The sequence below is a fragment of the Terrisphaera buseokensis genome, assembly GCF_047521145.2.
In the GTDB taxonomy this organism is placed as follows: Bacteria; Verrucomicrobiota; Verrucomicrobiia; order Opitutales; family Opitutaceae; genus ER46.
Genome location: NZ_CM134186.1, coordinates 2,827,597 through 2,848,522 on the forward strand (window position 1 = coordinate 2,827,597; position 20,926 = coordinate 2,848,522).

Below are 20,926 nucleotides of genomic sequence, written 5' to 3' on the forward strand. Positions count from 1 at the left end.
CCCTGGTGCTTTTCGCAATCACATCGTCTTGGGCCATTCAAGGTCGCATCGGTTACCGCGTGCGCTCGTTCGGCAGCGAGACCGTTGGGGAGATTCGAAAAGACGAAGTTCCGATTCGTTTTTGGTTCGTGGCCGGCGGCTGCATCGCGGCGAGTGCTACCGGCGTGTTTTTCTCCGGTGTCGGGCTATCGAAGGTTCAGCGTGATGAGAAAAAATCCGCCTAACAAGGCGCCAGAGCCAACGACCATGGCCGTCACGCCGCGTGCTATCTCACGAATCTCGATGTGAAACCACATAATCCAAATCGTCATGCCGCACGCGGCGCGCCGGCCACGGTCGTGGCTCATCTTTGACGTTCGGCAAAAAGGAAAGCACATGGTTACTCCTCGCGAAAGGTACTGGTTTCCTGCGAAGCGGTTCGGGTGGGGTTGGGGCTTTCCCACATGCTGGCAGGGTTGGGTGGTGTTCGCAGCGTACTTCGTCGTGTTTATGCTCGGGGTTATTTTCCTGCGCGGGAGAGAGCGGGCGGTGGAGTCTATCGCTTTTGTATCGGTGATCACGCTAGCTCTGCTGTTGATCTGCTGGAAGAAGGGCGAGCCGCCACGATGGCGATGGGGTGGAGATTGCTCGTAATGAACCAGCCAGAAAAAGGCCGAACAAGGCGCCAGAGCCAACGCCGGGACTTGTCACGCCTCGTGCGTTGGAATCTGCTTTCGAAATGAAACGACGGAATGGAAGGCGAGATGCGGCACGAGGCGCGCCAAGTCCCGTCGTGGCTCATCTTTGACGTTCGGCCCAAAACCACCGCGATGCGTTTGTTCAGCATGCAGTCGAGAAGACAGGACGGTGATCCGATCGAGTTTCGTTGGTCGCGGGTTCGAGCTTCCATCGTCGGACCTGTTGGCCTGGCTCGACTACATCGACCCGGCGCTACGAGGTGGCGATCGGCGGAGCGTACGCGCGGTCCCGGGTTTGGTTCACCCGCAGCGTTTGTGGGAAGCCTGCTCCCGTGTTCGTTCTCCCGGCGGCGTATTCAAGCTCGCTTCAATTCCGGCGTGTCGTTCGCTCAGCATTGCTCGAACCGTCCCTCGCCGAACAAGTCGCCAGAGCCAACGACCTTCGCCGTCACGTCTCGTGCTATCGTACAATTGATCGAAACGAAGCAGCAGAGTTTAAATCGTGATGTCGCACGAGCCGCGCCGGCGAAGGTCGTGGCTCATCTTTGACGTTAGGCGCCGATTCCATCCCTTTCGAGTTTGCACTCAAAGTGACAAATCTCGACTAACCTGCTCAGATCTTTCGATGCCGATGCCCCCAAAACTGCACTGGATCCTTCGAATTACTCCCGAGCGTCATCGCACGCGAGTTACTCGTATCGGCGCAATATTTGGAATGATGTGCAGCATGTTTTGGATGCTCGCCGCATTCTCCGGAATATTTCTCGCACCACTTGGTTTCTCTGTTTGGCGTCCTGACTCTCCGATTTCTCGCCTCGTGCTGGGTCTTCGCCAGCTTTCCGGGGAAGACGCGTTTCTCTTCGTTTACACCTCGGTGATGCTCGCTGTCATCGGTGTCGTTTACTCTGGGCACACTTTCTTCGAGCACGTCTCCGCAAAGGCAAAAAACGCCTAACAAGGCGCCAGAGCCAACGACCATGGCTGTCACGCCGCGTGCTACCTCATGAATCTTGAAATGAAAGTTCGGAATGGAAACTGTCACGATGCACGCGGCGCGCCAGCCACGGTCGTGGCTCATCTTTGACGTTGGGCAAAAAATGAACGTGCTCCTCGGAGTTCTCCCATCCGTGTTAGGCGCGGCGCTCGCCGTGTGGTTCATCCTTTGGATCAGAAAGCGGCGCCGCGAAGCAGGCCATCATGACGAGGAGTGCGATAGTTAGCAGCACTGAGAAAGCTGACGTGTTGCAGAAGAACTGGCTTGGGCAATTGACCGGCGCATTACCCGATGAAGAGATGCTTTACCGAATTTAAGAGCGCCTACGCTTGGCGCACAAAGCGACTTGGCGAGAAGTCCAGTGCGGGCACTACCGGAATTCCGGTAGTCGAGAATATCGAACCTTTGGTCGGAATCGAAAGAGTAGGGGTGTGCGACACCTCGATTGCGGAAGTGACGGGGCGAAGCCATCTCGACTAAGGCTATGTTCTCCGAATTGGTTTGGTGACCCCACAATTGATGAGCGATACGCAGCCTCAGTTTTCATTCGCCCAGACGCCCAACAAGGCGCCAGAGCCAACACCAGTGGCCGTCATGCCGCGTGCGATGTCACGAGTGTCCGAAATGAAACCACGGAATCCAAAACCTAGTGAAGCACGCGTCACGCCGGCCACTGGCGTGGCTCATCTTTGACGTTGGGCAAACTCCGAAACGAAAAATGAAACTACTAAGCCGAAAAGTTTTTACCGCGATCCTGGCTTCGATTTCACAAGTCGGATTGGTTGCCGCGGAATTGCCCTTTCAATTCTCGGGTTACGCGCTAGGGGAAAACGGAGCACGCTTTGCGCTGAAGAAAAGTCAGGATGGTAAATCTTACTGGCTGGAGGTCGGCCAGCAGTTCGAAGGATACACAGTGCTGAGCTTTGATAAAGTATCCGAGGTTCTCACTGTAAGGAGAGAAGGGAAAGACTTCCGAGTTCGATTACCCCAACCTAAAGTGAGCGCAGATAAGGTTAAGATCAGCGCGGAAAAGGAAGAAAGAATTCTCAGGAATCTTAGAATCTTAGCCGCTGCTGCCGATCAGTACTATCTCGAGAAGAAAGAGGTTGTCGCTTCGTATGAGACTTTAGTCGCTCTCAAAGAATACGTGAAGGAAGACATTGTTTCCGTGGACGGGGAAAACTACCGAGCTATCAATTTCTCTTCCGAGAAAATGGAGGTTTTGACAACAGGTGGGCATACAGTGTCCTACTTGAGATAGAAATGTCTTACATCGAAGTTCTTTAATGACCAAGATGGGCAGAATAGTACCAAGAGCTGCCGAATGGAAAGTCGGCCCAACAAGGCGCCAGAGCCAACGCCAGTGGCCGTCATGCCGCGTGCTTTCTCACGAGTCGTCGAAGTGAAACCGCGGAATGAGAAACGTAGTGAAGCACGTGTCACGCCGGCCACTGGCGTGGCTCATCTTTGACGTTGGGCGAAATACCGTAGCGATGCGCACGTCAGAGAGCAGATGTTTCGAGGTGGCAGCTGCGGGTGATTCGGGCGCACCGTGGACGGTGTCGATAGGTTTGACTACCGGAATTCCGGTAGGCGAGAGCGTTGAAGGGCGAGGGTGCTCGGGCGATGTTTCGCGAGTCCACCCGATGAGAAAAGGTTTTGAGGAATTCCTCCCTGTGCAGTCGATGGCGGCAGCTTTGCCCAAAGAGCCGCAGCGTTGCCCGAGCCTTCAATCTGCAATTTGCGAAGATCGGTTTTCGAGCAGTTCCCAGACGCCCAACAAGGCGCCAGAGCCAACGACCTTCGCCGTCACGTCTCGTGCTACCGTACGAGCAATCGAATGAAGCAGCAGAATCCAACTCGTGATGTCGCACGAGCCGCGCCGGCGAAGGTCGTGGCTCATCTTTGACGTTAGCCAAAAACGATGAGATGCCGCCTCTGCCAGCGTGACGGGACCATCCGCAATTCACACATCATACCCGAATTCTTTTATGGCCCGATGTATGATGAGAAGCATCGTTTCTTCACCGTAAGCTCCAATCCCGTGAAGAAGGACCTCACGTTCCAAAAGGGAATGCGCGAATATTTGCTCTGTGATGTGTGCGAAGGCTCGTTCGGTAAGAACGAAAAGTATTTTAGTGAGCTATTCTTCGGCGGGGTGAGCGCAGAGTACGCTGATGATGGCCGGCACATTCACATCAAGGGAATTGATTATCCGAAGACCAAGCTGATGTTCATGTCTATTCTCTGGCGCATGAGCGTATCGTCCCTGCCGTTCTTTGACTCTGTTGACCTAGGCCCTCACGAAGAGAAGTTTCGGACGATGCTTCTTGCAGAGAATCCCGGTTCAGCGGAGTCGTACGGCGTTATGGCCGTCGCTCCTTACTTTGAGGGAAAGCATTTGGGGCATTTCATCACCAAGCCCGACATCGCTCGAATAACAGCCAATCGAGTCTATCGATGCGTTATGGGAGGCGTCTTGTTCCTTTTTTATGTGCCAGGGCGCAAGATCCCACCGGCAATCCTTCCGTTCATGCCATCGCCAGCAGGCACCTGGCGCGTTCGCAAGGAGAAGATCGAAGACATCAAGTTCCTTTTCCACTACACATTGGAATTAGGTAAGGGTATCCATGCCCGAGAAGGCTAACAAGGCGCCAGAGCCAACGACCATGGCTGTCACGCCGCGTGCTACCTCATGAATCCCGAAATGGAACCGCAGAATCTAGATCGTAGCGATGCACGCGGCGCGCCAGCCACGGTCGTGGCTCATCTTTGACGTTAGCCAAGAAAACGATGACCTCGCATTCCAAAGCCGAAGCGAATGAAAAACAGCTTGAGCCTATCGTGCAGCGGGCGATCGCTACCGTGCGCAGTTCGATGTCGACCAGGAAACCGAACATTCGTGAGGCATTTTCGTACGGCGCAATCGGTATCGACCCGAAGCATCTGGTGGTTTGGTACATTTTCTCCGCGGACGCAGACAAGTCCCTTGCGACACGAAGTGGATTCTCGAAGGAACTGGATTTTCAGAGCCGAGTGGCGCTTCGCACAGAAGGATATCCAGCACCCGCCGTTGATCAGATTAGTGTCGCCTTCGCCTCTGATGAGGAAATCAAGCGTGCCGGTGGCTTACGCGCTTTCTTCGCATGAGCCACAAGGCTAACAAGGCGCCAGAGCCAACACCAGTGGCCGTCATGCCGCGTGCGATGTCACGAGTGACAGAATCGAAAATGCAGAAACAAAAACGTAGTGAAGCACGCGACACGCCGGCCACTGGTGTGGCTCATCTTTGACGTTCGGCAATGAATGCATCGCTCACTCGCAAGGGCTGGCTTTTACGTGAATGGACCGTCTCAACACCCGACCGCGTCGTGACGGTGACATACTCGGGACGCGGGAAGGGGTACGAGTCCGTTTGTGTCGACGGATTTATCGGCGTGCGCTCGAAAAGTATATTTTGGTTTTCTCCTCGCTTAGAATTTAGAATCGGTGAGTTATTTGCCTCCGTTGAAGTTCGAGTCGCGCCGTGGACGACGATCAGATTCATCCAGCTAAGAGTAGAGGGTTCTACTCTGTACACGGAGGGCACGCTATGAGCACTCCGCCGAACAAGGCGCCAGAGCCAACGCCAGTGGCCGTCACGCCGCGTGCTATCGAAGGAGAACCGAAATGAAACGTCGGAATGCGAATCGCAGTGAGGCACGCGGCGCGCCGGCCACTGGCGTGGCTCATCTTTGACGTTAGGCTGACAAGCCCGTACTCCGAATCTGAAGCAGAAGTTAACGAATCACGTTTCATATGATCTGGATCATCATCCTCATACTAGTAGTTGCAGCGATCATCGTTCTGCCAATTCTCAAAGGTAAGCAGAACTTTGCGAAGAATCCCGCGGAAGAAGGTGCGAAGTTCATCGCGCGACATTTGCGGACCACAGTTCCTGAGCACGCCGCAGCCGTCCCACCGAATGCCCTACTCGATGTCGCGAAGCAGGCTCACCAAACGTCACGCTTACTGGCAATGGCACGGCGCCAGAGCGAAACGGACGCACATTTCGAAGCACTTCGCCATGCTGCGCGGGCGGTAGAGTGTCACATTAGCGGCCAGTCGCATCCTGACGTGACATTCCGCGACGTGCTAGAGTTTCACGGTTTAGATTTTACGACTTTAAAGTGGAAGTCGTAGTGCACTCACCCCAAGCGCCTAACAAGGCGCCAGAGCCAACGACCTTCGCCGTCACGTCTCGTGCTACCGTACGATTAATCGAAATGAAGCAGCAGAATCCAAATCGTGATGTTGCACGAGCCGCGCCGGCGAAGGTCGTGGCTCATCTTTGACGTTGGGCAAAATCATGCACTCGAAAGTCCTGAAACGATGCGGTCTGGCTCTCATCGCAGTCGGCTCGCTCGACATCGCCTACATGGTATGGTGCATCGCGAGCGGCCGCTCCTACAGTTCAAGTCTGAATATTTTCGCGCTTGTCGGCGGTATCCTGCTAGTTCGTGGCGGATTGAAGACAGCCCGTTGGGTGGCGACACTGTCTTCATTCATGCTCGCAGCTTGTGGCGTTGGCTTGGTCGTTATGCCGTTCATGTATCCCATTGGATATTGGGCCGCTGTGCTGCGATCAGGAGTTGGAAGTGCTATTTCGCTAATCTTCGCCGGAGCTTTTTGCGTTCTACTTTTGTGGGTAAGGCGGCAGGTGATGTATTCCGAGGTGCGTCACGCTCAATTGGCGGCGGGATTGTCACCGCCAAATACCAAGTTGGCGGTTGCTATTGGCGCAGCTCTGTCTGTTTTGCTCGTCGTGCTCTTGGGGTTCATGTTCCGCAGCGACACTGCACAAGAGGCGGTCCGACGTGCAGCGCAGCAACTTGGAGGAGGCTATCACTACGTGGTCACGAGCATGCAGATGCGGTCGAACATGAAGGAGAAGAGTGTGTTCGCCGTGGTGGCGGCATACAATGACACCGAACTGAAAAGTATTCAGGTAAGCTGGAAGGAATGAAACGGCCCAACAAGTCGCCAGAGCCAACGCCAGTGGCCGTCATGCCGCGTGCGATGTCACGAGTGACCGAAATGAAGCTGAAGAATCAGAAACGTAGCGAATCACGCGTCACGCCGGCCACTGGCGTGGCTCATCTTTGACGTTGGGCAAAATACGATGCGTCCTTCGAAGAATTTCCCACTGTACGTTTTGGTGATCGTTGCGTGTTACGGCCTCTCATGGACCGCCGCATACTTGTTCGTCAGTGGAGTAGATTTCCGATTCTACTTTGAATATCTGACCTACTTCTGGACGTTAAGCGGCGGCGAGCGTCCCGCCATAGTCGGTGGCCTTAGTATCGTACTCACGATTCCGCTGTCATTGCTCAGCGTTTGGTTGCTGAAGCGCACTCTTCGGAGCAGATGTGGACAGTAGTTACCGCCGAAGCCATCTCGACTCAAACCAAGTTGCTCCTCATTCAGTCTCTGAACCCAATTTCTGATGCGTTATTCGAGAGCTGATTTCTCAGTCGCCCAGACGCCCAACAAGGCGCCAGAGCCAACACCAGTGGCCGTCATGCCGCGTGCGACTTCACGAGTTGCCGAAATGAAACCACGGAATCAGAAGCGTAGTGAAGCACGCGTCACGCCGGCCACTGGCGTGGCTCATCTTTGACGTTCGGCCCAAAACCACCGCGATGCGTTCGATGAGCATGCAGTCGAGAAGACAGGCCGGCGATCCGATCGCTTTTCGTTGGTCGAGGGTTCGAGCTTCCATCGTCGGACCTGTTGACCTGGCTCGACTACGTCGACCCGGCGCTCCGAGATGGCGATCGGCGGAGCGTACGCGCGGTCCCGGGTTTGGTTCACCCGCAGCGTTTGTGGGAAGCCTGCTTCCGTGTTCGTTTTACCGGCGGCGTCTTCAAGCTCGCTTCAATTCCGGCGTCTCGTTCGCTCAGCATTGCTCGAACCGTCCCTCGCCGAACAAGTCGCCAGAGCCAACGACCTTCGCCGTCACGTCTCGTGCTATCGAGCGGTTGATCGAAATGAAGCAGCAGAATCCAAATCGTGAAGTCGCACGAACCGCGCCGGCGAAGGTCGTGGCTCATCTTTGACGTTGGGCAAAATGAGCTGGACTGAAATTTCCACGTGGGCAAACGCCAATCAAGGCGTTCTCGATCTTGTCGCCATCCTAGTTGCGACGCCGACACTGGCTATTTTGCTCTATCAGGGCGCCCGGAAGATTTGGCCGACTCGCGATACAAAAAGAACGAAAGTTGTAGAGGAGTTTGCTCACGCGGAAAGTCTGAAGAAGGAGGTGGAGGCTCGCGCCATTTGGGACAAGGAATATGGGTTCTACGGGGAGTTCATGATTCGAGATGCAGAGCGTAAATTGCCTAATACGGAAGAGACACACAGCTCAGTGGAGACACCGTATTCAATCGCGGTGTTGACGAAGATTCACACAGAGCACCTCGAGTTTACGACAGGCCAGCTTGGCACAAAGCACATAAAGCGGATCGGCGATTCGTGGTACTTCGCGGACGCGACCGAAGAAGGTGCTATCACGGTGGATGTCGTTTTTTGGCTCAATTACCGTGACATAGTTTACGTTCGCTGGGAGACAGACGACTATTGGGAATGGCCTCAAGTTTGCTGCCGATTCACCGCTTCGAACAAGTTTCCTTTCAGCACGAAGTTCTTCGCCGAAAAGAAGACCGGAGTTCCACGGCCTTTTTATTCTCAGGTTTGTCTTCTCAGCGACGTGTCCCATCGGCCTGATGGCCTAAGATCATTGTGAAGAAAGAAAACCGGCCCAACAAGGCGCCAGAGCCAACGACCATGGCTGTCACGCCGCGTGCGACCTCATGCATCTTCGAGTGAAATGCCAGAATCTAGATCGTCACGATGCACGCGGCGCGCCAGCCACGGTCGTGGCTCATCTTTGACGTTCGGCCCAAAACCACCGCGATGCGTTCGTTGAGCATGCAGTCGATAAGACAGGACGGTGATCCGAGCGTGTTTCGTTGGTCGAGGGTTCGAGCTTCCATCGTCGGAGCTTTTGGCCTGGCTCGACTACATCGACCCGGCGCTCCGAGATGGCGAGCGGCGGAGCGTACGCGCGGTCCCGGGTTTGGTTCACCCGCAGCGTTTGTGGGAAGCCTGCTCCCGTGTTCGTTTTCCCGGCGGCGTGTTCAAGCTCGCTTCACTTCCGGTGTGTCGTTCGCTCAGCATTGCTCGAACCGTCCCTCGCCGAACAAGTCGCCAGAGCCAACGACCTTCGCCGTCACGTCTCGTGCTACCGTACGATTGATCGAAATGAAGCAGCAGAGTCCAAATCGTGATGCTGCACGAGCCGCGCCGGCGAAGGTCGTGGCTCATCTTTGACGTTGGGCAAACAAATTGCGCTCTCACGTGAAAAAGAAGGAAGATAAGCCAGCGGCACTCGACCACGCGTTGTATGAGATCGAGATGCTCGTCCATTCTCTACTCGCGCTTTGTCGTGCCGGCATTTCGCCGCGAGATGGCAGTGGATGGCTCGAGGTCTTCGCGACTCACGCTCGAAATCTGAATGAGTTTTTCGCGCCAAAGGAGTTTGGCGGCGCATACATGAAGCCCAGCCACTTTGGCGCGTGGAATCACTCCTACGTGTTCGACACTGACCTTGCGCGCCGCGCGAGCAGTCAGGTCTCTCATCTCACCTACGATCGCGAGCGTCCTGAAGAAAAGACCCCTTGGCCGTTCGAGCGTCACTTCAGTACGCTGCGGGAACCAGCCTTGATATTCTTGAAGGCGGTGCGGCAGTGTGAGCCGCTGATGGCGTATCATGCGAATCGAGCACGCACGGACGCCTTACTCGACGTTCTCCCGAAGATCCAATTCGAAGGGAATGCTCCGTGATACGCTCCCCAGACGCCCAACAAGGCGCCAGAGCCAACACCAGTGGCCGTCATGCCGCGTGCTGATTCACGAGTCTTCGAAATGAAACCGCAGAATCAAAAACGTAGCGAAGCACGCGTCACGCCGGCCACTGGTGTGGCTCATCTTTGACGTTGGGCGAGCGAGAAGATTTATGAAACCTACTTTCAAAGGACAGCGGTGTTCGAAAGGACTTCCGTTACGCGCGGTACTAAGTGCATGGTGCGGTTTGAATGAAAGGATCGCGAAAGAGTGGGGGATTGACGTGCCATGGTGGTACAACGAACGAGCCTCTCTGAGCATTTTTGCCGGAGCGATTTCTAGTACTGGTCATTTCGCGTTCGAAGAGTTTTCGAATGAGAAGCGCAAAGTGTCTCCGAAGGCTGCGAAAGGGCACCTTTCTTATAATGGACGCGTTGATCTTTACTTTTGCGTTCGCAGGAAAGATTTCATGGCGGAAGCAAAGATGTGTTGGCCAAGATGCGGTAGACTTCATCCAACCCGTCAGAGGCGAATTGAAGAGTCGCTTGCTCTTGCGTGCAAAGACATCGCGATATCTGCCCCTCATGGACAACGGCGACTAGGAATGGTGTTCGTAGCTCCACGTTGGAGGCGAAGTTTGAAGAGGGAAATCGACGCTAGAATCGAAGCTTGGATATCAAAGATAGCAGGAGTGAAGTGCGATGCGGTCGCTTGGATCTTTCCGAAAGCGACAAGAACTACCCATTCTTCTGATTTTCTCTATCCGGGTGTGGCCGTACTTATCAAAGAAGTTAAGCGCTGGAGGAGCCCAACAAGGCGCCAGAGCCAACGACCTTCGCCGTCACGTCTCGTGCTATCTTAAAGTGATCGAAATGAAGCGGAAGAATCCAAATTGTGATGCAGCACGAGCCGCGCCGGCGAAGGTCGTGGCTCATCTTTGACGTTAGCCAAACAAAACAACAGACAACACCACCATGCCTGAATATTGCCCCTTAACTGGCACACACGCCACCGGAAATGTCGGCTTCAATGAAGACATCTTACCTATATTTCAGCAGTTCGACTGCCCAGCGATGCGTTCGATATTCGACATCACAGATTGGGAATCATGCCGCCAGCGATCTGCTCAGCTGCAAGTTCGCGTCGTCGAGCGAGGAGATATGCCGCCCGGAGGCCTGCCGCAACAGCAGCGAGCTCTTGTCGCAGAATGGATAAAGGAAGGTTGTCCCAAATATCGCGCGTATCGATATGCTGCGTTTTTCTTGGAGCTAGATTCTTATACGGAGTATTACAAATATTACAACGCACCTGAGAACTACATGCCCGTCGTTCTTGAGTATTTCGATCGGCGCATGGGTGATGGAACCAAGGCAATAAATGCTTGGTGGCGATGGGTCGCCTCTCGTGGCTTCCCAGATGAAACGCATTACCGCAAAGAATTAAACGACTTTCTCGGTGTCGAGACGGTTAGGGCGTCCATTCTAAAGGTGAACAGCCTGATGGTCAGCCTTATGGAGAAGCACTTTCCAGGCGCAAACGGAGGAATCGATCTTTCAGCGTTCTCAGATGCGGTAGAATTCTTCGCTAAGGACCAGCTCCCGCCAGACGAGGATCGGAGGCAGCGTGTCAGAAGCTCTATACCACAAAGTGCGACGCCCAAGGAGCGCAAAGAGCTAGAAACCTATGCCGATTGCTATGCACGATATCACCGGATGGATGGAGAATCAATGTGGTTCAACTGGGCTGCTCACGCTGATATGGCTTTGATGATCGAGAACGATAGCGATACTGCTTCCGCTGCGAAGAAGATTCAACTGGCAGGAACGACCGTCGCCTCAGTAATCGATTTCGTTTTTCGTAAGCGTGGGAAGACTCGACCAGAGTACTCGGCTGATCCTGGGCGAGCCCTAGTTGCTATGCGCAGAGCGATGAAGCGTTTTGCTACGGATTTATCAGCGACACGAGCTGAGCTTTACACGCTTGTCAGTATTTACAGTTCACCTTCTGCATAAGCGGATAGTTTCAGATTTCTAGTGCGACAGTCTTGCCAGTCTCCAATCGGCTAACAAGGCGCTAGAGCCAACGACCACAGCCGTCACGCCTCGTGCTAACTAATCTGTTTCGAATGAAACCCCCGACTATAAATCCGAATCTCGCACGAGTCGCGCCGGCTGTGGTCGTGGCTCATCTTTGACGTTAGCCAAAGAATGAAATCCGCAGTCATCGTCCTGAACGGAGCGTCAAGCGCCGGTAAGACCAGCATAGCGAGGGCCATCCAACGTCTTTCGAAAAGCCCTGTTTTGTACGCCTCGTTAGACAACTTCACGGATATGTTTCACTGGCCTGCCATTGGTGATTTGGATGTTCAGCGGGAATGTCACCGTGTAGGCGTTTCGAATTTCCATGCGACCCTGCCGATACTCGCGTCGAGCGGGTTTGCCGTAGTCGTCGATCACGTTTTCGAACAGCATGCTTGGTTTGAGGCGACCCGAAATGCACTCAGTGCCAAGAAGACGTATTTCGTCGGCGTGCATTGTCCATTGGATGTACTTGTCGACCGTGAGAAGGCCCGTGGAGATCGTAGAGTTGGGCTCTCTCGGTGGCAGTTTGACCGAGTGCACGTTCAGAAGCCGTACGATCTTGAGGTCGACACCTCGAAGCAGTCATCGGAATCCTGCGCTTCCGCCGTAATTGATTTTGTCACGAATGCATCCAATCGGGCTAACAAGGCGCCAGAGCCAACGCCAGTGGCCGTCACGCCGCGTGCTATCGAAGGAGATTCGAAATGAAACTACGGGATGAGAAACGTAGTGAGGCACGCGGCGCGCCGGCCACTGCCGTGGCTCATCTTTGACGTTAGCCAAAGAAGCATGCGCCGCGTCCACCTGCTTTCCATCGAGGACCGCTTCCAGATTGGGCCTGCGGTGTATCTGGTCCCCGATTTTTCCGTACCCCGCGACAAGTGGGCGGACGCCGCTGAGACTGTCGCCGTCATGCGTCCGGACGGAAGTGAGTTTGAAGTAGCAGCACGGTTTCATATGGCACACTTCAATATCCGTGATCCAGCTGTTCCACTCGACAAGCGGTGGCGAATCATTGTGTCGTTCCCGGACCGAAAGAAGGAAGATTTTCCGGTTGGAAGCAGGGTCTTGGTTTCGCCGGAAATTCGCGATACCTTGCTCGCGAAGAAAACGGGCTAACAAGGCGCCAGAGCCAACGACCTTCGCCGTCACGTCTCGTGCTACCGTACGACTGATCGAAATGAAGCTACAAAATCCAAATTGTGAAGCAGCACGAGCCGCGCCGGCGAAGGTCGTGGCTCATCTTTGACGTTAGGCAAAAAAAGAACACGCTCCCCGGCAGCTACCATGCCGACCTACATCACCCTACTGCGGAAGAAAGCAAAGCGCGGAGATCAAGGGTTCCCCCGCGCTACCCTGGCTTTCTATGGTCCCGACGATAAGAAGGCGACCAAAGCTGTTCTCGGGATTTTTTTGCGCGAAGGCGACGAGGGTGCAATTCACCGCTACTTCAGTGAAGAAAAGGACGCCCGATTCAAAACGGAGATTCAGAAGGACGTTGTCGCCCGACTCCAGGAACACGAAGTCCGATCACTCGTGATGGTCGAAAAGATATTTGGATGCCCGCATGAGGAGGGAAAGGACTATCCGGGAGGCGAGGCATGCCCGCACTGTCCTTTTTGGAAAGATCGCGACCGCTTTGCCGCTCTCGAATGAAAAATCGGCCTAACAAGGCGCCAGAGCCAACAACCTTCGCCGTCACGTCTCGTGCTATCGAACGGTTGATCGAAATGAAGCAGCAGAATCCATGTCGTAAAGCAGCACGAGCCGCGCCGGCGAAGGTCGTGGCTCATCTTTGACGTTGGGCAAAAAAGCATGACTTGGTTTACGCCAGTTTCTCCGCGGTTCGCACGAGTTGTCCGCTTCGACGATGAAGGTTTCACTATCGTCGCCGGCAAGGGCAATTCAGCGCGAGTGCCATGGGATGACGTTAACGAAGTCATCGGTTTCAAGAGCGACCTTCTCACGGTCGACGAGATTTGCCTGGGATTTGGCGTTGCCACCGGCGGCGACAGCATCGCTGTTGGGGAAGAAGATATCGGCTTTGAAGAGTTTCGCGCGGAAACCGAGCGGCGATTTGGTATCGATGCAGCGTGGTTCGGAAAGATCATGAAGCCGGCATTCGCAGCGAATCGAACCATACTGTGGCAGCGCACATGAGCCAAAGGCCCAACAAGGCGCCAGAGCCAACGACCTTCGCCGTCACGTCTCGTGCTATCGCACGATTGATCGAAATGAAGCAGCAGAATCCAAATCGTGATGATGCACGAGCCGCGCCGGCGAAGGTCGTGGCTCATCTTTGACGTTCGGCAAAAGGCTCCGCGATGACTTCCTCCAGCGTACAGTCGACATGCTCAAGACGCAGCGCAGCGGAAGTTGCTGGACCTGGAATCGAGTTTCCATCTTTGGACACTTTGGCCGGACTCGACTACATCGACCCGGCGCTCCGAGATGGGAATCGGCGGAGCGTACGCTCGGTCCCGGATTTGGGTTTCCCGTCGCGCCGATTCAGTCCTTGCTTTCGTGTGCGTTCGAAGAGCCACATTTTCGACTTCGTTCCTCTGGCTCGCTCGCCATTTCCGCTGCATTGCTCTAACCGTTTTTCGCCGAACAAGGCGCCAGAGCCAACGCCAGTAGCCGTCATGCCGCGTGCTTTCTCACGAGTGATCGAATTGGACCAGAAGAATACAAGACGTAGTGCAGCACGCGTCCTGCCGGCTACTGGCGTGGCTCATCTTTGACGTTCGGCAAAAAAGGGGAAGCCGTCGCCATGATCGCAAAGAGTAGGGGCGCAAGTCTGGAGTTTACCGGAAGTCCGGTAGTCGAAGTTTTTGAGTGCGACGGCATCGACTCGAAGTGTGAGCGGCAGTTCACCGTGAAGAAGGAACTGCGCTCAGTGTCGGAAGGCCGCGTGCGTGTGATGGCGGCAGCTTGTCTGAAGAGGAAGTCCGAGGATTTCGGGCGATTCTCCCGAGCATTCTCAGCTGCCCGTCTCGATCCAAAGAAAACGCCGAACAAGGCGCCAGAGCCAACGCCGGGACCTGTCACGAGTCGTGCTCTATGGGTTTCAGAAATGGTCTCGTCACGAAAGGCACGCCTCGCGCCAGGTCCCGTCGTGGCTCATCTTTGACGTTGGGCAAGATCATGAAAGGTTGTATAAAGAAATACGTACCGGTCGAGACGTTGACCGAGGCGCTGCTACGGAAGGATCCTGTTTGGGAGTTCTGTAATGACGACGAAGCCGGAGAGACGTGTGTTCGACCCGTCAAGAAGCTTCCGGTCACTTCGGGTGACTGTCGGCTGTTTGGCTGCGAGTTCCAGTTCCGAGATGGGTCGAGGGCGTTCGGGTTTATCGGCAATCTGTCGCTCTCCGCGGCCGACAAAAATCGGCATTTCCTCACGGTTTCCGTTTTTGTTGGGAGTGAGATTTACCATTTGGCGCGATATCACGATTTCGACGTCGCGAAGCGCGGTCCGGCGACGCTCGCAAAGAAGTTCGGAAAGAAAGAGGACGATATGTTTCCGATCGCGTACGACCTTTCCGACATTGCGGCGGGCTCTGAGGAGTGCATCCGCGGTACAATTCTGAAGGAGCCGATGCAGCGACTTACGCGAGGGGAGATTATCCAACTTGCGCTGAGGCGATGAAAAATAGCCCAACAAGGCGCCAGAGCCAACGCCAGTGGCCGTCATGCCGCGTGCGACTTCACGAGTGACCGAAGTGAAACCGCAGAATCCAAAACGTAGTGAAGCACGCGTCACGCCGGCCACTGGCGTGGCTCATCTTTGACGTTCGGCAAGAAAATGAGACCGCTACGATTTTTTGACGATTGGGAGGCGGCTAAGCTCGTGGCACGCCTTCGTGGAGGTGTCGTCAAACGTTCGAACCGAGAAGGCGTATGGGTTTTCTTCCCAAGTAGCGGGCACATTTTTGACACACTCAACGACGTTGAACAGAAGTTCGTTCGCCGTTCGCGGACGTTCGGCGAAAGTTTGGAAACGATGGAGGAGATTCGGAACAGCTCGTGGATCTACTATGAAGACCTCGTTTCATCGATAGTGATGGGTAAGACCAGAATTGGGCCCGATGGTCTCGAGCAGTCTCGGAACACGACAGAAGATGATGAAGGAGAGATTGCTCGTGATGAAGATTTCGAGGTGCTCGTTCGAGATCTCGATTCGGATTCAGAAGATTTCGCGCGGTCACAGGAAGACGGTTGGTACTACTCAGATGGAGAAGAGTGATAAACGCCGAACAAGGCGCCAGAGCCAACGCCAGTACCCGTCATGCCGCGTGCTGATTCAGGAGTGATCGAAATGGAGCAGGAGAGTGCTGAGTCGAATCCAGCACGCGGCACGCCGGGCACTGGCGTGGCTCATCTTTGACGTTAGCCAAGGAAAGAAAGTGAACCTCCACGATTACATCATCGATCACTCCAGTTTTGATTGGCAGAAGCTCGTCGCCAATTGGCACTGGCGGTTACCGCCCCAGTTTACGACGTGGCTCGTGAATCGATTTGGAGATCTTTTCTTAAAGACCGACGACGGCAAGATTCACGTCCTGCGGCTGGATGACGGTTCGTTGCGTTGCTTGGCCGCTTCCAGAGACCAGTTTTGCGATCTTCTCGACCAAGGGAACAACGCGAATGACTGGCTGATGATTCCATTAGTGGACCGTCTGGTCGCTGCAGGGAAGACGCTGAGGCAGGGCGAATGCTATGCCTTTGTGCAAATTCCGATCCTTGGCGGCGATTATGTGGTTGAGAACATCGTAGTCCGCACAGCGGAGTTTCAATTCGCGGCGTTGGGCCTGATGTTCGAGCAGCTTGAAGACGTTCCGGATGGCACGAACGTCACATTCCGAATTGGAAATAAAAAATCGGGCTAACAAGGCGCCAGAGCCAACGACCTTCGCCGTCACGTCTCGTGCTACCGTACCATTGAACGAAATGAAGCAGCAGAATCCAAATCGTGATGTCGCACGAGCCGCGCCGGCGAAGGTCGTGGCTCATCTTTGACGTTCGGCAAAAGAAATGCCTATCGCAGTCCAACTCTTTCCGACGGTGCAATCGAGACCTTGTCGGGTTTGTCTGTCCCTTCAGGGCGGCAGCGTTTTTGCGGACTTTGATGTCGATGGCGATGGTCGCGTGTTTCTTCGTCGCATCTCGTTTGACGGCTACGGCTGCTGCAATGGTGAATTCAGAAGCATGACCGTAGAAGATTCACGTCAGTTTCTTGACGCGGTAGATCGCGGCGAGCTTGAGAGTCCGGAAATCGTGGCTCAGTTGCGCTCGTATTTTGCAGCGAATTCCGACCTCATTTGGAGCGATGCCCTTGAAGATCACGAGTTGCTTTAGCGCGCGGAAAAGGCCGAACAAGGCGCCAGAGCCAACGCCGGGAGCTGTCACGCCGCGTGCGATCGAAGGTGTTTCGAGATGAAGAATCCGAATGCAGTTCCGAATGAGGCACGCGGCGCGCCAGCTCCCGTCGTGGCTCATCTTTGACGTTCGGCGTTTCACGATGACCACAGAGATCTTCTCAGTGCAGCAGATGAGTCATTCGGGTTCAGAGGCTCGGACGTTTTGGCCCGGTTCGACTACATCGACCCGGCGCTGCGAGTTGGGATTCGGCGGAGCGTACGCTCGGTCCCTCGCTTGGTTCGCCCGTTGCGCTACTTCACGGCCTGCTTCTGAGTTCGTTCTGATCGGCTGCTTCCGATTTGTACGTGTGATCTGTTCGTCGTCTGCTCAACATCGTTCGCTCCAGTCTCGCCGAACCAGGCGCCAGAGCCAACGCCAGTATCCGTCATGCCGCGTGCTATCTCACGAATGATCGAAGTGGAGCAGGAGAGTGCGGTGTCTAGTGCTGCACGCGGCATGCCGGCTACTGGCGTGGCTCATCTCTGACGTTGGGCGAAATGCCTTCGCGGTGCGGAAGTCAGGGAGTGTGCGGTTTGCGCATGTAGCCAATTTGGCGAGAAGTCCAGTGCGGGCACTACCGGAATTCCGGTAGTCGAGAGCGTCGAACGTTTGGCCGAAATCGAAAGAGTAGGGATGTGCGACACCTCGATTGCGGAAGTGACGGGGCGAAGCCATCTCGACTAAAGCTAAGATTTCCGAATTGGTTTGGTTACCCCACATTTGATGAGCGATACGCAGCCTCAGTTTTCATTCGCCCAGACGCCCAACAAGTCGCCAGAGCCAACGACCATGGCTGTCACGCCGCGTGCTCCTTCACGAATCTCCGAATGAAACCGCAGAATCCAAATCGTGATGCCGCACGCGGCGCGCCAGCCACGGTCGTGGCTCATCTTTGACGTTGGGCAAAAAAGCTATGGCGGATCCCAAGAATCGCTGGCCACAGAACGTCCCCGGTGCGTTCTACGTCGATGAGCAGTGCCTCGACCACGATTGCTGCGCGACGATCGCTCCTGGACACTTTCGACGAAACGACGCCGGTGGCCATTACTACGTTTTCAAGCAGCCTTCGACGCCTGAAGAGTATTCAAAGTGCATGGGAGCTCTTGAGGCGTGTCCGGTGTGTGCGATCGGATGCGATGGCAAAAGGACATGGTGGCGCATTTGGCAGATCGGTCGCTCCCATCGATGAAGGAGAACGGCCCAACAAGGCGCCAGAGCCAACGCCAGTGGCCGTCATGCCGCGTGCTGACTCACGAATTATCGAAATGAAACTGTGGAGACAGAAACGTTGTGAAGCACGCGTCACGCCGGCCACTGGCGTGGCTCATCTTTGACGTTGGGCGGAATACCGTCGCGGTGCGGAAGCCAAGGAGCGTGCGGTTTGCGCATGGAGCCGATTTGGCGAGAAGTCCAGTGCGGGCACTACCGGAATTCCGGTAGTCGAGAGCGTCGAATTTCTGGTCGAAAGCGAAAGAGTAGGGGTGTGCGACACCTCGATTGCGGAAGTGACGGGGCGAAGCCATCTCGACTAAGGCTAAGTTTTCCGAATTGGTTTGGTGACCCCACAATTGATGAGCGATACGCAGCCTCAGTTTTCATTCGCCCAGACGCCCAACAAGTCGCCAGAGCCAACACCAGTGGCCGTCATGCCGCGTGCTGATTTAGGAGTGATCGAAATGAAACCGCAGAATCAGAAACGTTGCGAAGCACGCGTCACGCCGGCCACTGGTGTGGCTCATCTTTGACGTTAGCCAAGCAAGAGAAAGCCGAACATGTCTTTGGAACTTCGACCGAGCGAGCAGTGTTACGATACGAACCTGAAGCCTTGCTCGGCGGAAGCGTGAAGCCAATGGGTCATCATCTCTACCTTCCCGACACTACCAAGCCTCGGCACCTTCAGTTGAAGCGTCTGATCTTGGCCATTCGCGACATGAAGCTTGCCGCGACAGCGCTCAAGTCTGCCATCAATCTTTCCGAAAAGGATCCGGTCCGTAGTGCGCTTACTTCGGCAGCGATCGTTTACTATGCCCGTTCTTTCGCATCCGGGAGAAATTGGGGTTCGATTTCGGCAAAGTGGGCTAAGTTTGATTCTCCGGAGCTTACTGAGCTTCATTCGTTCATCGAACGTTGGCGCAATTCCGTTGTGGCTCACAATGACGATGAATTGAACGATGTAGAATTTATTCCGAAAGGATCATACATGGATTTCACTCCCGAAGGGAAAGGAAAACCCGTCAGACTCACCATCGCAAAGCACACCGAAATGATGCGTGCGCCGACTTTTCCATCGAAGCTGCTAGAACCATTTATGAACCTTGGTGTCATGCAGGCGACCCGTATGGGTGCCGCGGCAGATAGTGAAAGAAATATCCTATTCAGTGAATTCATTAAGCCCAGCGCGAAGAAAAGCCCGTAGCTTCAGGGTTGAAGTGCGAATGTTTTCGAATGCAAAATCGGGCTAACAAGGCGCCAGAGCCAACGACCATGGCTGTCACGCCGCGTGCTACCTCACGAACTTCCAAATGAAACCACGGAATCTAAAACGTCATACGGCACGCAGCGCGCCAGCCACGGTCGTGGCTCATCTTTGACGTTGGGCAAAAATCTATGCGCATCCGTCTCCTAAAGAAACCTGCGAATATCGCATTCGAGCGACGTCCCACGCGACACTACGTGATGAAAGCCGGGCCTGAATTCTATTCTCCCAGTATGAGTGATTTCGTCCGCGGCGAACGTGCCGAGTTCCTTTTTGGCCAAGTGCGACTTTGGGTGCTGAACAAGAAGAAGACTCGTTTGATCCATGAGTATTACATCTCCAAGCGGTTTGGCTCTGACGCCGAGTATCAGTCGGCAGCTAAGGACGGTTTTGCGGTGCTGAAAGGTGCTGAACGCGCAGCGAAGCTCTTAATCGCGCACGGTCTCGCAGAAGCCGTTGTCGAATCATGAAACGCCCAACAAGGCGCCAGAGCCAACGCCAGTGTCCGTCACGCCGCGTGCTACTGAAGGATTTTCGAAATGAAACCACAGAATGAGAAGCGTAGTGAGGCACGCGGCGCGCCGGCCACTGGCGTGGCTCATCTTTGACGTTAGCCAAAAGGACGAAACTCCGTGCCACTTCCTGAAACCCAAGTTCGTGCAGCGTTCGCAGCCGTCGGTGCGTTTTTGGAAAAACGCCGTCCTCCAGTTTCGATACGTGATAAGTTGGACTTTCGCGCGGACATTTCCGGTTCGGACGTCTTTATTGTGGAGGTGCGGCCGGATCACCTAGACAAGACCCAGAAGCGGGATACGCCGGTGGCCAAGATGAAGTGGGTTGCTGCTCGAAAAGTTTGGCGGCTATTTTGGATGCGTGCTGACCTCAAATGGCATTCTTACAAGCCGTTTCCGGAGTCAGCGGAGATCGCCGTTCTCGTCGACGTGGTGGACCGCGATTCGAATTGCTGCTTCTTCGGTTGAGGACGCAGACATTCATTTCGAATGAAAAATCAGGCTAACAAGGCGCCAGAGCCAACGCCAGTGGCCGTCATGCCGCGTGCTGACTCACGAGTTTTTCAAATGAAACTACGGAATGAGAAACGTAGTGAAGCACGCATCACGCCGGCCACTGGCGTGGCTGTTATGAGAACTGTGTAGTCAAGCGTGGAGCGTTTGGCTTTATAGATTCATTGGTTTGGAAGCTTTCTTAGAGTTACCCCAAAACTCCCGGTTTGGTGGGATGAGTCGCGGTCTCGCCAGAGGAGGGAGAGGTGATCCGGGGCGGAAGCCGCCGGGCCTAAGCTGTTATCCGTCGCTCGCGTGGATACGAGCCGCACAAGAGGACGTGTCCAGAAGAGGGATACGGCCTGCAGGGTTTTCCCGCTGGCGAGCGCA

General features: G+C 54.8%; 23 protein-coding genes. 22 read left to right on the forward strand and 1 reads right to left on the reverse strand.

The window, feature by feature from the left end; all coding sequences use genetic code 11:
* Nucleotides 1-5: 5 nt before the first annotated feature.
* Together ACLJEU_RS10470 and ACLJEU_RS10475 are read left to right on the forward strand one after the other, a co-directional pair.
* On the forward strand, nucleotides 6-224 hold the full coding sequence (locus ACLJEU_RS10470) for a hypothetical protein (RefSeq protein WP_414665129.1): 219 nt from the start codon (nucleotides 6-8) through the stop codon (nucleotides 222-224).
* A gap of 151 nt (nucleotides 225-375) precedes the next feature.
* Nucleotides 376-633 (forward strand): hypothetical protein, encoded by a 258-nt coding sequence (locus ACLJEU_RS10475; RefSeq protein WP_414665130.1) that lies wholly within the window; start codon nucleotides 376-378, stop codon nucleotides 631-633.
* Between the two features lie 657 nt (nucleotides 634-1,290).
* Here ACLJEU_RS10475 and ACLJEU_RS10480 read toward each other — a convergent pair.
* Nucleotides 1,291-1,755 (reverse strand): hypothetical protein, encoded by a 465-nt coding sequence (locus ACLJEU_RS10480; protein WP_414665131.1) that lies wholly within the window; start codon nucleotides 1,753-1,755, stop codon nucleotides 1,291-1,293.
* A gap of 634 nt (nucleotides 1,756-2,389) precedes the next feature.
* On the opposite strand from ACLJEU_RS10480, the gene ACLJEU_RS10485 reads away from it, so the two are divergent.
* The 20 genes from ACLJEU_RS10485 (at nucleotide 2,390) to ACLJEU_RS10580 (ending at nucleotide 20,512) form a co-directional block, all read left to right on the forward strand.
* Nucleotides 2,390-2,932 (forward strand): hypothetical protein, encoded by a 543-nt coding sequence (locus ACLJEU_RS10485; RefSeq protein WP_414665132.1) that lies wholly within the window; start codon nucleotides 2,390-2,392, stop codon nucleotides 2,930-2,932.
* 663 nt (nucleotides 2,933-3,595) lie between these two features.
* On the forward strand, nucleotides 3,596-4,318 hold the full coding sequence (locus tag ACLJEU_RS10490; protein WP_414665133.1) for a hypothetical protein: 723 nt from the start codon (nucleotides 3,596-3,598) through the stop codon (nucleotides 4,316-4,318).
* A gap of 146 nt (nucleotides 4,319-4,464) precedes the next feature.
* A complete protein-coding gene (locus ACLJEU_RS10495) occupies nucleotides 4,465-4,821 on the forward strand; it encodes a hypothetical protein (RefSeq protein WP_414665134.1) in 357 nt (118 codons plus the stop codon).
* Nucleotides 4,822-5,469: 648 nt separating this feature from the next.
* The gene (locus ACLJEU_RS10500) at nucleotides 5,470-5,853 is read left to right on the forward strand and encodes a hypothetical protein (protein ID WP_414665135.1); all 384 of its coding nucleotides are present in this window, start codon (nucleotides 5,470-5,472) and stop codon (nucleotides 5,851-5,853) included.
* A 166-nt stretch (nucleotides 5,854-6,019) separates the two neighbouring features.
* Entirely contained in the window at nucleotides 6,020-6,676 is a 657-nt protein-coding gene (locus tag ACLJEU_RS10505) for a VIT1/CCC1 transporter family protein (RefSeq protein ID WP_414665136.1), read from the forward strand.
* A gap of 1,104 nt (nucleotides 6,677-7,780) precedes the next feature.
* Nucleotides 7,781-8,455, forward strand: a complete 675-nt coding sequence (locus ACLJEU_RS10510; RefSeq protein WP_414665137.1) for a hypothetical protein — start codon at nucleotides 7,781-7,783, stop codon at nucleotides 8,453-8,455.
* Nucleotides 8,456-9,069: 614 nt separating this feature from the next.
* Complete coding sequence (locus tag ACLJEU_RS10515; RefSeq protein ID WP_414665138.1) at nucleotides 9,070-9,555, forward strand: hypothetical protein; 486 nt, start codon at nucleotides 9,070-9,072, stop codon at nucleotides 9,553-9,555.
* Between the two features lie 974 nt (nucleotides 9,556-10,529).
* Entirely contained in the window at nucleotides 10,530-11,567 is a 1,038-nt protein-coding gene (locus ACLJEU_RS10520) for a hypothetical protein (protein ID WP_414665139.1), read from the forward strand.
* 195 nt (nucleotides 11,568-11,762) lie between these two features.
* The gene (locus tag ACLJEU_RS10525) at nucleotides 11,763-12,344 is read left to right on the forward strand and encodes a chloramphenicol phosphotransferase CPT family protein (protein ID WP_414665140.1); all 582 of its coding nucleotides are present in this window, start codon (nucleotides 11,763-11,765) and stop codon (nucleotides 12,342-12,344) included.
* A gap of 81 nt (nucleotides 12,345-12,425) precedes the next feature.
* Nucleotides 12,426-12,755 carry a hypothetical protein gene (locus tag ACLJEU_RS10530; protein ID WP_414665141.1) on the forward strand — a complete coding sequence of 110 codons (330 nt, stop codon included), beginning with the start codon at nucleotides 12,426-12,428 and terminating at the stop codon, nucleotides 12,753-12,755.
* 168 nt (nucleotides 12,756-12,923) lie between these two features.
* On the forward strand, nucleotides 12,924-13,292 hold the full coding sequence (locus tag ACLJEU_RS10535; RefSeq protein ID WP_414665142.1) for a hypothetical protein: 369 nt from the start codon (nucleotides 12,924-12,926) through the stop codon (nucleotides 13,290-13,292).
* A gap of 159 nt (nucleotides 13,293-13,451) precedes the next feature.
* On the forward strand, nucleotides 13,452-13,796 hold the full coding sequence (locus ACLJEU_RS10540; RefSeq protein WP_414665143.1) for a hypothetical protein: 345 nt from the start codon (nucleotides 13,452-13,454) through the stop codon (nucleotides 13,794-13,796).
* 972 nt (nucleotides 13,797-14,768) lie between these two features.
* Nucleotides 14,769-15,284: a hypothetical protein gene (locus tag ACLJEU_RS10545; protein WP_414665144.1), complete on the forward strand. Its 516-nt coding sequence runs from the start codon at nucleotides 14,769-14,771 to the stop codon at nucleotides 15,282-15,284.
* A gap of 138 nt (nucleotides 15,285-15,422) precedes the next feature.
* Nucleotides 15,423-15,881, forward strand: coding sequence for a hypothetical protein (locus ACLJEU_RS10550; protein ID WP_414665145.1), 459 nt, complete (start codon nucleotides 15,423-15,425; stop codon nucleotides 15,879-15,881).
* Nucleotides 15,882-16,041: 160 nt separating this feature from the next.
* Nucleotides 16,042-16,524 (forward strand): T6SS immunity protein Tdi1 domain-containing protein, encoded by a 483-nt coding sequence (locus tag ACLJEU_RS10555; RefSeq protein WP_414665146.1) that lies wholly within the window; start codon nucleotides 16,042-16,044, stop codon nucleotides 16,522-16,524.
* A gap of 145 nt (nucleotides 16,525-16,669) precedes the next feature.
* Entirely contained in the window at nucleotides 16,670-16,993 is a 324-nt protein-coding gene (locus ACLJEU_RS10560) for a hypothetical protein (RefSeq protein ID WP_414665147.1), read from the forward strand.
* Between the two features lie 976 nt (nucleotides 16,994-17,969).
* Nucleotides 17,970-18,245, forward strand: coding sequence for a ferredoxin (locus ACLJEU_RS10565; RefSeq protein WP_414665151.1), 276 nt, complete (start codon nucleotides 17,970-17,972; stop codon nucleotides 18,243-18,245).
* Between the two features lie 552 nt (nucleotides 18,246-18,797).
* Nucleotides 18,798-19,472, forward strand: a complete 675-nt coding sequence (locus tag ACLJEU_RS10570; RefSeq protein WP_414665148.1) for a hypothetical protein — start codon at nucleotides 18,798-18,800, stop codon at nucleotides 19,470-19,472.
* 293 nt (nucleotides 19,473-19,765) lie between these two features.
* A complete protein-coding gene (locus tag ACLJEU_RS10575) occupies nucleotides 19,766-20,002 on the forward strand; it encodes a hypothetical protein (RefSeq protein ID WP_414665149.1) in 237 nt (78 codons plus the stop codon).
* Between the two features lie 162 nt (nucleotides 20,003-20,164).
* Nucleotides 20,165-20,512, forward strand: a complete 348-nt coding sequence (locus tag ACLJEU_RS10580; protein WP_414665150.1) for a DUF3024 domain-containing protein — start codon at nucleotides 20,165-20,167, stop codon at nucleotides 20,510-20,512.
* Nucleotides 20,513-20,926: the final 414 nt, after the last annotated feature.

Coding starts and splice junctions, on each gene's coding strand:
- ACLJEU_RS10475 (WP_414665130.1), top strand. CDS start 376: ATGGTTACTCCTCGCGAAAGGTACTGGTTTCCTGCGAAGCGGTTCGGG.
- ACLJEU_RS10480 (WP_414665131.1), bottom strand. CDS start 1,755: ATGAGCCACGACCGTGGCTGGCGCGCCGCGTGCATCGTGACAGTTTCC.
- ACLJEU_RS10485 (WP_414665132.1), top strand. CDS start 2,390: ATGAAACTACTAAGCCGAAAAGTTTTTACCGCGATCCTGGCTTCGATT.
- ACLJEU_RS10490 (WP_414665133.1), top strand. CDS start 3,596: ATGAGATGCCGCCTCTGCCAGCGTGACGGGACCATCCGCAATTCACAC.
- ACLJEU_RS10495 (WP_414665134.1), top strand. CDS start 4,465: ATGACCTCGCATTCCAAAGCCGAAGCGAATGAAAAACAGCTTGAGCCT.
- ACLJEU_RS10500 (WP_414665135.1), top strand. CDS start 5,470: ATGATCTGGATCATCATCCTCATACTAGTAGTTGCAGCGATCATCGTT.
- ACLJEU_RS10505 (WP_414665136.1), top strand. CDS start 6,020: ATGCACTCGAAAGTCCTGAAACGATGCGGTCTGGCTCTCATCGCAGTC.
- ACLJEU_RS10510 (WP_414665137.1), top strand. CDS start 7,781: ATGAGCTGGACTGAAATTTCCACGTGGGCAAACGCCAATCAAGGCGTT.
- ACLJEU_RS10520 (WP_414665139.1), top strand. CDS start 10,530: ATGCCTGAATATTGCCCCTTAACTGGCACACACGCCACCGGAAATGTC.
- ACLJEU_RS10525 (WP_414665140.1), top strand. CDS start 11,763: ATGAAATCCGCAGTCATCGTCCTGAACGGAGCGTCAAGCGCCGGTAAG.
- ACLJEU_RS10530 (WP_414665141.1), top strand. CDS start 12,426: ATGCGCCGCGTCCACCTGCTTTCCATCGAGGACCGCTTCCAGATTGGG.
- ACLJEU_RS10535 (WP_414665142.1), top strand. CDS start 12,924: ATGCCGACCTACATCACCCTACTGCGGAAGAAAGCAAAGCGCGGAGAT.
- ACLJEU_RS10540 (WP_414665143.1), top strand. CDS start 13,452: ATGACTTGGTTTACGCCAGTTTCTCCGCGGTTCGCACGAGTTGTCCGC.
- ACLJEU_RS10560 (WP_414665147.1), top strand. CDS start 16,670: ATGCCTATCGCAGTCCAACTCTTTCCGACGGTGCAATCGAGACCTTGT.
- ACLJEU_RS10565 (WP_414665151.1), top strand. CDS start 17,970: ATGGCGGATCCCAAGAATCGCTGGCCACAGAACGTCCCCGGTGCGTTC.
- ACLJEU_RS10575 (WP_414665149.1), top strand. CDS start 19,766: ATGAGTGATTTCGTCCGCGGCGAACGTGCCGAGTTCCTTTTTGGCCAA.